10 protein-coding genes and 1 riboswitch are annotated in these 13,864 nt (G+C 42.0%); of the genes, 7 read left to right on the forward strand and 3 right to left on the reverse strand.

What is annotated here, in order from left to right:
• Positions 1-362: 362 nt before the first annotated feature.
• The 3 genes from V7K40_RS14405 to V7K40_RS14415 form a co-directional block, all read right to left on the reverse strand.
• Complete coding sequence (locus V7K40_RS14405; RefSeq protein WP_334960646.1) at positions 363-3,026, reverse strand: TonB-dependent receptor; 2,664 nt, start codon at positions 3,024-3,026, stop codon at positions 363-365.
• A gap of 98 nt (positions 3,027-3,124) precedes the next feature.
• Positions 3,125-4,138 (reverse strand): AraC family transcriptional regulator, encoded by a 1,014-nt coding sequence (locus tag V7K40_RS14410; protein ID WP_334960648.1) that lies wholly within the window; start codon positions 4,136-4,138, stop codon positions 3,125-3,127.
• 109 nt (positions 4,139-4,247) lie between these two features.
• On the reverse strand, positions 4,248-5,393 hold the full coding sequence (locus V7K40_RS14415; RefSeq protein ID WP_334960650.1) for a PepSY-associated TM helix domain-containing protein: 1,146 nt from the start codon (positions 5,391-5,393) through the stop codon (positions 4,248-4,250).
• Positions 5,394-5,612: 219 nt separating this feature from the next.
• A riboswitch (cobalamin riboswitch) is annotated at positions 5,613-5,756 on the forward strand.
• 24 nt (positions 5,757-5,780) lie between these two features.
• On the opposite strand from V7K40_RS14415, the gene V7K40_RS14420 reads away from it, so the two are divergent.
• The 7 genes from V7K40_RS14420 to V7K40_RS14450 all read left to right on the forward strand — a co-directional run bounded on the left by V7K40_RS14420 (position 5,781) and on the right by V7K40_RS14450 (position 13,747).
• A complete protein-coding gene (locus V7K40_RS14420) occupies positions 5,781-7,013 on the forward strand; it encodes an ABC transporter substrate-binding protein (RefSeq protein ID WP_334960733.1) in 1,233 nt (410 codons plus the stop codon).
• Between the two features lie 2 nt (positions 7,014-7,015).
• Complete coding sequence (locus V7K40_RS14425; protein ID WP_334960652.1) at positions 7,016-8,101, forward strand: iron ABC transporter permease; 1,086 nt, start codon at positions 7,016-7,018, stop codon at positions 8,099-8,101.
• Positions 8,101-9,114, forward strand: coding sequence for an ABC transporter ATP-binding protein (locus V7K40_RS14430; RefSeq protein ID WP_334960654.1), 1,014 nt, complete (start codon positions 8,101-8,103; stop codon positions 9,112-9,114). The genes V7K40_RS14425 and V7K40_RS14430 overlap by 1 nt, the downstream gene beginning before the upstream one ends.
• A 1,018-nt stretch (positions 9,115-10,132) precedes the next feature.
• A complete protein-coding gene (locus tag V7K40_RS14435) occupies positions 10,133-10,453 on the forward strand; it encodes an RNA-binding protein (RefSeq protein ID WP_273762368.1) in 321 nt (106 codons plus the stop codon).
• A gap of 112 nt (positions 10,454-10,565) precedes the next feature.
• Entirely contained in the window at positions 10,566-10,754 is a 189-nt protein-coding gene (gene rpsU / locus V7K40_RS14440; protein ID WP_012407716.1) for a 30S ribosomal protein S21, read from the forward strand.
• A gap of 123 nt (positions 10,755-10,877) precedes the next feature.
• A complete protein-coding gene (locus tag V7K40_RS14445) occupies positions 10,878-12,635 on the forward strand; it encodes a serine/threonine-protein kinase (protein WP_334960656.1) in 1,758 nt (585 codons plus the stop codon).
• Positions 12,636-13,183: 548 nt separating this feature from the next.
• Positions 13,184-13,747 (forward strand): pentapeptide repeat-containing protein, encoded by a 564-nt coding sequence (locus V7K40_RS14450; RefSeq protein WP_334960658.1) that lies wholly within the window; start codon positions 13,184-13,186, stop codon positions 13,745-13,747.
• The last annotated feature ends 117 nt before the right edge of the window (positions 13,748-13,864 follow it).

Genomic DNA, 13,864 nt, shown 5'->3' on the forward strand with positions numbered 1-13,864 from the left:
CTTCCAAGACGACAGAAGTTGCTTTTGGCTGCGCGAAACACGGTTTCGTCGCGGCAGAAGTTACTTCCAAGACGACAGAAGTTGCTTTTGGCTGCACGAAACACAAAAGTCTTCTCTTGGCACAAATGTTTAGAAACCTGAATACTCAGATCCTCGACTTTTTGAAAAAGTCGGGGATCTAGCACCTGAGTATTTTATATTTAATTTAGTTGATTTACGCAATAGCAATTTGAAACTGTTGTATCATCTTAGCGATCGCTCCTGGCAACCGGAGAACCACGCTAAACTCGCTTAGTGTTCATTGGGCGATTTTCTGCTGGAGATACTATGCATCTACTCAATACTCAAATCATTACTTTTCCCTAAAACTCCCACCGAATCGTTCCTTGCACAACAAACGGCTCACCGGGATAAACATTTACCCTGTTCAACGCCGACTCAAAATAGTCTACGTCAAACAGATTCTTGAAATTAATCGCTGCCCGGAATCTATCTTGTTTATAGAAGATGGCAGCATCGGTGCGGAGATAACTCGGCAATTCAAAGGTATTCGCTAAATCTCCTTGTCTATCGCCTACAAAAAACAATCCTCCACCAACACCAAATCCTTTTAGACTACCTGATTGAATTTCGTAGCTTGTCCAGATGTTAAAGCTATGTTTGGGAACATTGTTCAGGAAGTTACCTACCAGACTAAAATTAGTGTCATTAGTAACTTCTGCATCCGTGTAAGCGTAGCCTGCAATAAGGTTCCATCCTGGTAAAATTTCACCACCAATGCTGAGTTCAACCCCCTTGCTGCGTTGTTCACCTGTTTGGATAGAGAAGCCTACATTATCTGGATCATCCGTCAAAACATTGGAGAGTGTCAGGTCGTAAAAAGCAAGGGTCGCCGACAGTTGATTGCTAATATCGCCTTTGATGCCCACTTCATAGGAAGTGCCATACTGTGGTTTAAATGCACTGCCATCAAAAGCGTTTCCAATGTTTGGGGTAAAGGAACGACTGTAGCTGGCATACAGCGAAATTGCTGGAATCGGCTGGTAGACAAGACCAACACGCGGACTAAAGGCATTATCAGATTGCGTTTGTTCCGTATTGGAAACCTGATCCTGATCCCCTGATGTCTGGTTGAGGGTATCAAATCGCAAACCTAATAGCAGTTTCAGATTAGAAGCCAATGTCACCTGATCTTGAACATAAAGACCCAGTGAATCTGACGACTGGAAATCGCTATTAACGTCAAGATCACCGAATGGCTGACTACCGTACACAGGGTTAAACAGGTCAAGGGAAGCAATTTGGCGGTTTTTATTGATGGTAGTACTGTTTATCCTGGTGAGATTAAAACCTGTGACCAGTTCATGCCCAATACTGCCGGTGGCAAATTTACCCACCACATAAGTGTCAAGATTATAGACTCTATCGTCATTAACACCATCGGTGTAGTTCCTGCGGAGGGTACGCTTATCCCCAGCCAAGGCGCTGCTAAAAACCCAAACTTTGTAACGTTGAGTCGATGTAAATCCAAAAGCGCTACGGATCTGCCAGTTGTCACTAAAGCGATGTTCAAAATCGTACCCAACGCGAAGGGCACTGGCATCGTTTGTACTATACGGCTCCGATGTGTTGCGATCGCGTGGGATTTGACCATTCGGATTGGGTAAGACAGTTCCCTCAGCAGGAAGCCCCTGCTGACCAAATTTTTGGGGTCGAACCTGATATTCTCCAAAAAAAGTAATCTTGGTGCGATCGCCCAGTTGCCAGGAGAGTACAGGTGCTACAAAGTATTTTTGTTCATCATAAAAGTCAAGAAAACTTTCTGTGGTCTGAGCCGCAAGGTTGAGACGATACAACACCGTCTTGCTGGGATTGAGTGGGCCCGAAAGGTCTATGGCACTGCGATAGAAATTGAAGCTGCCAGCAGAGACTTCCGCCGCGTAGTATGGTTCACTCAGGGGTTGTTTGGTGACATAATTAATTACCCCTCCCAAGGAACCCTGACCGTAGAGAACAGAAGCTGGCCCTTTAAGCACTTCAATCCGTTCAATAGCAGCTGTATCACTCTGATATCTATACGTAGAGTCTCTCAATCCGTTTCTCTGGATATCATCAGCAGCACCAAAGCCTCGGATTAATGGCTGGTTAAAACTTCCACGGGTTGATGAATTCCCTCCTTGCGCCACACCAGGCACATTTCTTAGTGCTTCTCCGAGGTTCCTCACCTGCTGGTCTTCCAGCACTTGCCGAGGTACGACCTGAATCGACTGTGGAATGTCACGCAGGGGCGTATCAGTTTTGGTAGCAGTTGAGCCATCTGTTGCACGATAGGTATCTTGTTTTCCTGTTACCACTAACTCAATTGGCTCATCACCCTCTGCTGAAGGTTGCTTCGGCTGTGTCTCGTTTTCCGGCTGCTGTGTTTGGGGTGGCTGTTGTGCTGTTGCCTGTGATGCTACTGCAAAAACCAGCCCCACATTATCATCATATAACTCAACTGTGGGCAAAGCCTTCTCACCTACCACTGTCACTCGCACAGTATTTGCATCAACATTTGCAATTGTTATTTCAGTAATTCCCGCAATAGGCTTTTCTTGACGAAATATATTACTACTGAGTAAACGCAGTTGTGCGTTCGGAATATCGACAACGAAACTATTTCCCTGACTACGATTTGTAAGTTGCAATTGCTGCCCTTGAGGTGTTTCTAAAATCACCTCTAGCCCTTTGTCAGTAGTATTGAGTTTTACACCTGTTACTTGAATTAAAGACTGAGAAAGCCACTGTTTGACGCTAGTAGCAGGACGGTTAATTTCGCTGAGGCGAGGAATTTTACTAGATGGTAGCTCACCTCGTTTTTGTCGTTTCACCCCACCGCCTACAGCATCTTCCTTGACCAAGGATAGCTTGGCAGGGGTTTGAGCAGTATTGACGTGCTTTGAATTTCCCTCAGCCCATGCAGGCGTAGCAATCAGCCACATCCATGTACTAACTATCAACAACAATTGGCATTGCTTAGTCAACATCACCACACACGACTAATAAAAATGAATATCAAAAAGAATACAAGTAAATCAGGTGTGATAGATGAGATATTAGAGAGCTAGAGGGAATTTTTCGAGAGCTAGAGGGAATTTTTTCCTTGTTTCTGATACTCCTTGGGGTTTAATCCAAAATGTTTACGGAATGCTAATGCAAAAGGACTGCGGTCTGTATAGCCCACTGCTTGAGCAACTTCAGTGATATTCATATCTCCAGTTTTTAAAAGTTGTCGTGCCTGCTCTAAGCGATAATTGCGTAAGTAGCTAAATACTGTAGTACCAAAAACTTGACGAAAGCCTTGTTTTAAAGTAAAATCATTCAAATTAACACGTCTAGCTAGTTCTCTTAATGAAAGAGGATTGTGCACATTCTCAAGTAAAATGTCTCTGGCGTGATGAATGCGGTCAACATCTTCTGGTTTGAGTGTGCCGGAATGCTGCCTGCCCTCTTGCATTTCTAGTTCTTGCTCAACTATCAGTGCCATCAGTTCCAGAGTCTTGCTTTCTAGATACATCCGCTTGAGCAACCCTTGATGGGGGCAACCTAGAATTTGCTGCAACGTGATTTGCATCGTTGGGGTGGTTGTCCCCACGCGGGTGTAATATTCCTGGCTTGGTTTTCTAATCAAATGATTCAGACTTAGTGGAAGTTCCCCTGAAGGATCACCAGCAAAAGAACGAAAGAGTTCTGGATTCATGTGAACTCCTACATATAAATGCGGTTGCTGTGCCGATAACTTGCCAATCTCTCTAGGTGCAACACCACTCCCAGTAAAAAAATACTTTCCGGCACTAAAGGTCATAGAACTTTCTCTACACATATGCCGAGTTTCTCCAACTCCTGAAAGGACGAAACAATATTCCAGATAATGTTCACGCTCCTTAACTTTTGTAATTACAGTGTCATGAAGCTGATGGTTACTAATGCATAGTTCCAATCCTTCTCGCAATTCAATCAATCGAGACTGTCCCTCACCGAGTCGGGGCGGGTACTGCCAGAGGATATCCAATGAATCGCAGGGATCGTAAAGGCGTATGGTGTCTTGAGTTTCTAGTAATAGTTCCCAGTGAGCATTCGCTGAAATGGTGATAGTCATGGTGAGTAGTAAGTAGTCGTTATGAACTAGAAGACTAGGGACTGGGGAGCAGGGAAGCAAAAGAAAAATTCTTTTCTTTTCCTTTCCCCTTTTCCCGATGCCCAATACCCTAACTCTTACCTAAACGCTCAATTATTCTCACAGTCTGCTGTTGGCGATTTTTCCCTTTGTAGCGATACCACCACATCACAAAGCCAGTGATAGACAGAAGTAGCGGTGAAAGTCCCACAAAAACATAGAGAATCCGCGTTGCTAGTCCCCAAAATGTGCCATAGTGCAGTGGTGAAAATGAATTCAACACTGCTTCTGCCCGTGTCGGCTTCAGCCCATTCTGTAATTGCAACACTTTACCTGTGTATTGGTCAAGATAAACCCGACTATAACCGTACTCTGTTGTCTCTCGTGGTTGTTTTTTGCCAATTGTGTAAACCTCTTCTGGCTTTTGAGGAAGGCTGATATAAGTTGTAGCAGCACCAGGTAGCGCTGCATCAGCTTTTTGTAAAATTTCGCTGAGTTTCAAGGCAGACTTACCAGGAATTGGTTTAGAAACTGGATCTTTTATAATTGGTGTGAAGGTGGCTGCATGGATGGCAGGTCTAGCAAAATCGTAGAAGTTCCAGCAAAAACCTGTAAAGGCAATAAAAGTCAAGAAGACAGCCGTAACGATGCCTGATACTTTGTGAACATCAAAGTTGGCTCGCTTAGGATGAGCATTCCACTTAATTTTGAAACCAGAGATTAACTTGCGCCAACCAGGCCACAACACAATTCCTGTAATGCTAAGAATCAACAGCATAAAAGCCACAATGCCGACAATGATTGTGCCGATTTCACCTGCAAGGAGTTGGTAGTGGAGTTTAAAAGTCCAGCCGATAATTGTCTCCTCCCAATTACGAGAACCCATAATTGCCCCTGTGTAGGGATTGACGATAACTTGGAAAGATTTATCATTTGGGGCTTGTAGCCAAAAACTATAGGGAAGGTGGGGGTCTGGGAGTGTGTTAACGCTTGAGATTTTGATGTCTGGTTGCTTGGCATAGGCAGTTTTGATGGTTTCTAGTACGGATTCTATCGGCAGGGGTTTGTCTTGAGGAATGACTTGTCCGAATTGTTGACTTACTAGAAATTCGTCGATCTCGTGCTGAAATACCAACAAAGAACCAGTCAAGCCGACAATGATTAGCACTAACGCTGCAACTAAGCCAAGGTAGCGGTGTAAGAAAAATGTAATATTTCGGAGTGATTTAGATTTCATGATAGATGCTCCTAAGCTATGACTTAGAATCAAATGGAGATCGTTGCAGAAAAACGCTTAAATGAGAATGATTTGTATCTTTATAGAATCGCCTGACTGGAGTATGAAAAGCAAGGGCGATCGCTATCAATGCTTGCTTTACCTGTAACTCTATCAACCCGTACAAGCGGTATACTTCTTAAAAATTTGTTGCTTTTGCATACAGCACGCTTCAAAATATGCTCCAATGCAGAGGTCGGTTCTGATGGGGAGCAGCCATCAGACGCAAGGGGGAAAGTCTGGTGTAAATCCGGCGCTTGGGAGCAACTGTGAAGAGGCTCATGCCTCAGAGTCAGGATGCCCGCCGATGGTTAACTTACTGTTCACACCATCTGCGAGGTACGGATGATGGCTATAGTTGCGCGGCTTTTTCGCGATCGCAAGCTGGTTTTTCGTATTGCTGTAGGCGCGAGTCAATTCTTATTAATTGTCACTTTTATCATTGCTTGTCATAGTACAGCAATCAACACATCTACAAATAATATCAATAATTGTATTCAAAAATACGAGCAAAATACTGATTACTTCCCAACTAAAATCAAAATTACTCATGCCACAGGCTTGGCAGTAGAATATCACAAACATTACAAAATAGTCACCATCAAAAATCCTTGGCAAAATGCTAAGACAGGTTTTCAATATGTTCTAGTTCAATGTGGAACTCCTACGCCACAAGGATTTAATCAAAGACAGGTAATTACAGTACCAGTAAATTCTATAGTCTCTCTTTCTACTACTCATTTACCGCACTTAGCAAAGTTAGGAGTAGTGGATAAATTGATTGGCGTTAGTAATAGTAAACAAGTAAATACTCTTGATGTGGTAGAAAGAATCAAAGCTGGGAAAGTATCACAAATAGGTAATAATGACAATGTGGATATAGAGAAATTATTAGAATTAAATCCTGACTTGGTAACAACTTATGGTACTGGAAATTCCCAAACTGATAGCTATGCCAAACTCACAGAGGCAGGTTTGAAAGTGGGGATAAATGCTGAATATATGGAAGACACACCATTGGGAAGAAGTGAATGGCTCAAATTTACGGCTTTATTTTTTAATAAAGAAGAACAAGCAGAAAAAATATTCAATGAAATTGCTTATAAATATAAACAAATAGCTCAAAAAGCCAAATCTGTAAAAAATCGCCCGACTGTATTTCTTGGATTTAACTTTAAAGGAACTTGGTATATGCCTGGAGGCAAAAGTTACGTAGCCAAATATCTGGCTGACGCAGGAGCAAACTACCTCTGGAGTAATGATAAATCATCTGGTAGTCTACCTTTATCTTTTGAAGTCGTTTTGGAACGTGCAGCCAATGCTGATTACTGGTTAAATTTTCGTCAATCTTGGAATAATTTAAAAGATTTAGTTACGGAAGATAATCGTTATGCCGATTTTAAGGCTGTGAAACAGGGAAATCTTTATAATAATAATGCCCGTGTCAATGAAAATGGAGGTAATGATTACTGGGAAGATGGTATTAGTAACCCAGATGTCGTTTTATCTGACTTGCTTAAGATACTGCATCCAGATATATTACCTAATCATCAACTCTTTTATTACGACAAACTTATTTAATAATGTTGATTAAAAAATCTAAATTTAAAATTCCCTTTCTAAACCAAAAAGCTCTGATTATAAAAGTTATTATTTTTTCAATTTTACTAATAGGTTTACTATTTACCTTTTTATTAGACTTAGCTTTAGGCTCAGTTGATATTCCTATTAATGAAGTAGTTAAAATTTTGCTTGGACAAGAACCAGAAAAAGCAACATGGGCTAATATTCTTCTGAAATTTCGCCTACCTAAAGCCTTGACTGCAACTTTAGCAGGTGCAGCTTTAGGTGTGAGTGGCTTGCAAATGCAAACTTTATTTAAAAATCCTTTAGCAGGGCCTTTTGTATTGGGTATTAGTTCTGGTGCAAGTTTAGGTGTAGCGTTAGTTATGCTGACAGCAAGTGCTACGACACCAATATTATTAGCAGATTTGGGAATAATTAGTGATTTTGGTTTAGTCATAGCTGCAAGTCTCGGTGCAGCATCAGTTTTAGGAATGATGTTAGTTGTTTCTCGCCGAGTGCAAGACACAATGACACTACTGATTTTAGGTTTATTGTTTGGCTATGCTACGAGTGCAATTGTCAGTATACTGCTGCAATTTAGTTCAAAAGAACGTATTCAAAGTTATATCATGTGGACTTTTGGTAGTTTTGCTGGGGTGACTTGGAGACAGTTAGTTGTTTTAATTCCAGTTATACTTTTAAGCTTATTGGGAGCAGTACTGCAATCAAAATCTTTGAATGCACTTTTACTTGGTGAATCTTATGCACGTAGTCTAGGTTTAACGGTGCAAAAAACCAGATTTTCTATTATTACTAGTGCATCTATATTAGCAGGTGGAATTACTGCTTTTTGTGGCCCTATAGCATTTTTAGGTGTGGCAATTCCCCATCTGTGTCGTAGTCTGTTCAATACTTCCGACCATCGAATATTAATCCCTATTGTAATAATCATGGGTGCAATATTAGCGCTAATTGCAGATTTGTTTTCCCAACTTTGGGTAAGTCAGATGGTTTTACCTTTAAATGCTGTCACCGCTTTAATTGGAACTCCTGTTGTCACATGGGTAATTCTGCGGCGTAATTCCCAAAAATCTTTTCCCTGATGAATGATGCGATTTTAACAACTCACAACCTGACTATTGGTTACAAGACATCCCGAAAAACTGTTCGGTGTGTTGCATCAGATATTTCTCTATCTCTCTTAGCTGGGGAACTGGTTTGTTTACTTGGTCCCAATGGTGCGGGTAAATCCACATTAGTGCGATCGCTCGCCGGAATGCAACCACCTATAGCAGGTGAAGTGCGACTCTTGGGAGAAAACATATATCATTTAAAACCACAAGAATTAGCAAAACGTCTGAGTTTGGTACTCACTGAGAAAGTTGATGTGGGAATGCTATCAGCCTACACTTTGGTGAGTTTGGGGCGATATCCTTACACTGACTGGTGGGGAAATTTGACACCCCAAGATGAAGCTATAGTACATTGGGCAATTAAATCTGTAGGAGCAGTACACTTAGCACAACGCCAAGTTAGCGAATTAAGCGACGGTGAACGTCAAAAAATTATGATTGCGCGTGCTTTGGCTCAATCACCTATTGTTATGTTACTTGATGAGCCAACAGCATTTCTCGATTTACCGCGACGGGTAGAAATTATGCAATTGTTGCGCCAGTTAGTACGGGAAACTAATCAAGCAATTCTCCTTTCTACCCATGATTTAGATTTAGCTTTGCGGATTGCAGATAAAGTTTGGCTATTATCAACTAATGGTCTTTTACACGTTGGTGCGCCGGAAGATTTGGTAGTGAATGGTGCATTTGCTGATACTTTCCGTAGTGAAGGTGTAGAGTTTGATGTTGCTTCTGGTGAATTTCATCTCCATACATCCTACAAAGGAGAAATTAATTTGATAGGCGAGGGGATTGCGTCTGTGTGGACTATTCATGCTTTAAAACGTGCAGGCTTCCAAGTTAATCAAAATAAAAATAGCTTACCAATCTCAGTAGAAGTGATAACAAATTCTAAACAAGTTTTGTGGAAAATCACAACCAGTCAGAATGTGTACATTCATCATTCGTTGTATGAAATGATTAAATTTTTGGACTGTTTATAGAAATCCTATCCCATAAACGTTATCAAAATTTGCACTAGTGGATGGCTAGAAAAGGAAGTAGCAAGAGTAGTAAATGCAAAAATAAGTTTATGTTATAATCGAAATCATTGCAGTTGATTAGTTATTGCTTGCTAAGAAAGCGTTGCCATGTTTATAGATTACTTTTAGACAAGTTTTAATTCTGTTTTGGAATCTGTTCTCAAAGGTAAACCAAATCATACCGGACTTAATTACCTGAAATCACCAGACTTCTACTTTCCCACGCGGGAATCTCTGGGCAGTGTGCTTTTGGCTAAGGGTGATTATAGAAAGTTTAAAAAGTATCCCCATTATGGGCGTTCTCTATTTGGCTTGCAGGCACTAGGCAAACATGAGGCCGCTCAAGTTAGTTGTCAAAGCCGAATTGGAAACGGCTTGGAAAGGTGATGATAAGGAGACATAGTCAAAATGTCATAAAAAAATTCAAAATCATCGTTTGCGTAACCGCGACTGTAGGAGAAGTTCAACTCTTAGCCTCTCACGCCACTTGCTCCCCAACTTTTGGACGATGCTCTTCAAGTTGGGAGAAGACCGCAGTTGTTTTCATAGCGGGTTATCCAAAGAAGTACAAGCCGACATAGCCTTTATTTGTTGCCTGACTTTGCCTTTCATATTAAAATTTGGGAGTAATGCTTCATGGTTAATGCAGTCAAACGTTCAATTCGGATATTAAAGATGCGCCCCTCCATGTCTGATTTCCTTTATCACCCTACAGAATTTATCTTCTTGCATTTCCAAACCTTTTTTGCAATGGGCTGTACTTAGGGTAGGTGGGGGCAGGCGATCGCACTTACGCGATCGCATCACTGATTAACTATCTACTGGATGCAGAGAGCTGGCTCCTATGTCATCCTAGATTTAGGAGAGTTAATTCGGTGATGTCTTTGGTTTTAGTATTGAAGGGCTTTTTCCTTTTAGTATTTACAGACTTCTCAGAGAAATTAAAATCTCTACACAGTGATGATTTTGGAGAGAATCGATGTCAATTTATGTAGGTAACCTCTCTTATGACGTTACACAAGAGGATTTAAGTGGTATTTTTGCAGAATATGGTACTGTAAAGCGGGTTCAAGTACCTACTGACCGTGAAACTGGTCGTCCACGAGGCTTTGCTTTTGTGGAAATGGGAACTGAAGCCGAAGAAACAGCTGCCATTGAAGCTCTAGACGGTGCTGAGTGGATGGGTCGTGACCTGAAAGTGAACAAGGCTAAACCTAAAGAAGACAGAGGTGATAGAGGTTCCTTTGGTGGTAACCGAGGAGGATACGGCGGTGGCGGTGGCGGACGCTCCCGCTACTAACCTTGGAAAAAAAATTTACCAAGATTCTTAAGGTCAGACAAAGAGTCTGTCTTTTTTTTGTACTGCTACTGCCTGCATAGCTATTGATGAAGTCAACTTAGTAGGAGAAATAATGACCCAAGTAATTGTAGGTGACAATGAACACATTGAGTCAGCCTTACGACGATTTAAGCGAGAAGTTTCCAAGGCTGGAATTTTTCCAGACATGAGAAAACATCGTCATTTTGAAACGCCCTTAGAAAAACGCAAGCGCAAAGAAGTTGCCAAGCACAGGCAGAGTAAGAGAAGTTTTCGTAATTAAGGACTGACATACATATAAACGAATGCCCTCATAGATTTTATGAGGGTTTTCCTTTTGCCTATTTTAAAATCAGGAAACCTAAAGAAACGCTAAAATCAAGTCAGCCTTTGTATTGTAGCGGTTGTGTCCCACATCACTCAGAGTGCGGTTCACTGCATAAATCCTGATTGTCAACGTCCTTATCCTCAGCCTTGGGGAAACAAATTTTGTAACAGCTGTGGCGCACCGCTAGAGTTGTTAGACCGCTATGTTCCACTTCAGCCTTTAGGGTCGGGAGGATTTGCTCAAATTTACACGGTTTGGGATGAAAAAACTCAAACCGAAAAAGTGCTGAAAGTGTTGGTAGAAGATTCACCAAAGGCACTGGAATTATTTACCCAAGAGGCGGCAGTTTTATCTAGCTTGCAGCATCCTGGCGTCCCCAGAGTTGATGCCGATGGGTATTTTCACGTAAAATTGTTTAATCCCAAACCACACCAACTGCCTTGTCTGGTAATGGAAAAAATCAATGGGCGGACTTTAGAGGAGATATTAAAAAAGTTTCCCCAAGGGTGTCCAGAGGATTTGGTTTTAAACTGGTTCGCCCAAGCTGTACAGATTTTACAGGAATTACATAAACGTCAGATTATTCACCGTGATATCAAACCTTCTAATTTAATGTTGGACTCTTCGCCATCTGTAACCCCGCTTCAAGGGCAAATAGAGGGCGATCGCGTGGTACTAATTGATTTTGGAGGGGCAAAACAGTTTAGCGCCTCTAAGCTACGTTCTCACTCTAGTTCCACCCGATTATTTTCTTCGGGCTACAGTCCACCAGAACAAGTTACTGGAGGTATTGTCGGGCCAAGTGCCGATTTTTATGCCCTCGGTCGAACGGTGATTGAACTACTAACAGGCAAATACCCGTTAGAGTTGGAAGATCAGCAAACGGGGAAATTGCGCTGGCGAACTGCGGTAAATGTCAACCCGCAACTAGCTTCTTTGCTTGATGAAATGGTGCAGGAGGATGTGCGATCGCGTCCAGCAAATGCAGCTATGATTCAAAAACGGTTGGCGAAGATTTCTCGACCATTACCGCCGTCAGGGTTATTTTTCCAACTACGGGATAACGTTAAGCAAGCCTCAACCCAAGCTTCCCAGAGATTTAGACTACTAACACAAGCTATTAAACAAGCTTTAGCTAACTTTAGCCAAGCTGTAACTAAAACCGTTATTTTTATTGCTCAGGCAATCATCAAAACCTTCCAAGCTTGTTTAGCGACGATTTGGGCGATGATCCTGACTAGTATCGGCGCTTGTTTTGGTGCGATCGCTGGTTTTATTTTGGCATATCGCACCAGCTTAGGTCGTCAGGTTGTGGAATTGATTTTAAGTCAGCTAAACCAATTAGTGCCAAATACTCAACCCGTCTTCGGGGCAGATATTTTGGTGTTCGTCGCCGCAGGCTGGGGAACCGCATGGGGACTAACAGTATCTGGGTGTTTTGGTCAACGGCGGCGCTTTTTAGTGGCGTCGCTGATGGGCATGATTAGCTATGGCTTCGGCTGGTTGATTTTGCAATTAATCACACCAAAAGACAGCGGCGAGGGCTTAGTGGCAGTAATTTTGGTGGCAGTTTGCCTACTCACCTTGAGTTTAGGTCTTCGCAGCCATCACATAGTGTACGCTGTGTTCGCTGCCTTTGGCAGTGCGATCGCCTATGCAGTTTTGATTCTTTCGAGGTTAGCACCTGCGATCTTCCAATTTTCTAGTCAACCAGCCTGGTCAGAGTTATACTTACCTCTGACTTTTTTTGGTTCTCTGGGCTTGTTGATCAGCTTCTGGTTAGGAGTGAGTTACTACCTAATTGTGCCTGGATTGCGCTTTTTAGGGTGGCGGTGAAGAAGGCAGGGGCAGAAGGGCAGCGGAGGATGAGGGAGATGAGGGAAATGATGGAGAAATAATCAATGCCCAATACCCAATGCCCAATACCTAAAAACAAGATCCCCCTAGTCGTATTTTTCATCGAGCTAGGGGGATCACATAAGTGGTAGTCTATAAAAGGTTCGGTATAGTTGCTTACGATTCGATTCTATAATCTATATTTCAGTTTTAGTAGTCTTACCATTAGAATTTATATTATTTTCACAGCTTCTTAATCAATGCTTCGCCCCATGCCCAATACCTAAAAACAAGATCCCCCTAGTCGCATTTTTCATCGAGCTAGGGGGATCACATAAGTGGTAGTCTATAAAAGGTTCGGTATACTTGCTTACGATTTGATTCTATAATTTATATTTCAGTTTGAGTAGTCTTACCATTAGAATTTATACTATTTTCACAGCTTCTTAATCAATGCTTCATCCCTGTTGTTATTTTGGGAAGCATATTATTAAGTATGACAGTACGCAATGTGCGTAAATTGTCATTTTTGTAAATATCTGTAAAATATGAAACTTAAAATTGTTGCTACCGTCGTCCTGTTAGCTTGTTTTGGGTTTGCAGAGCAGGCCCTTGCCTTAAGTCAGCTAGACTTAGATCAGTTGAAGGCAACAAGCGCCTGCCCCCGGTGTAATTTGAGTGGTGCTGACCTAACTCGACTGAATCTAACTGGAGCAAATTTGCGAGGGGCTGACTTGAGTGGCGCTACATTATCTCAAGTTAATCTCACGAATGCCGATCTCACCGGTGTAAATTTAGAAGGTGCGATTCTGAATTCGGCGAATCTCAGTGGTGCTTCCTTAACAGGAGCAAATTTGAAATCAGCATCCCTGGAAAATGCTGATCTGTCTTATGCCGGCTTGATCAGTGCCAATTTGGAAGCAGCAAACTTAAAAGATACCAAATTGCAGTTTACTAATTTTCGAGGGGCTAACTTTCGACTAACAACTCTAGCTAATGGTGTTGTCACCTCCGACAAGCCCTATAGCTGGTCGTTAGAACGTCAAAATCCCAGAGAATGTAACGAGTTTGAACCCGAAAATACTCGAGGCACAACCTGCTACTCAAAATAACTAGCAATGGGGGATTGGGGAGCCACTACGTTGGACGGGTTGTCTTTTTAAGGGGGGATCAAGGTTTCAGGTTTTCACTGCCTAAGTCATGAGAAATTATTTCTCCCCCCTGCCCCT

The sequence above is a fragment of the Nostoc sp. genome (genome assembly GCF_036917195.1).
GTDB lineage: Bacteria > Cyanobacteriota > Cyanobacteriia > Cyanobacteriales > Nostocaceae > Nostoc.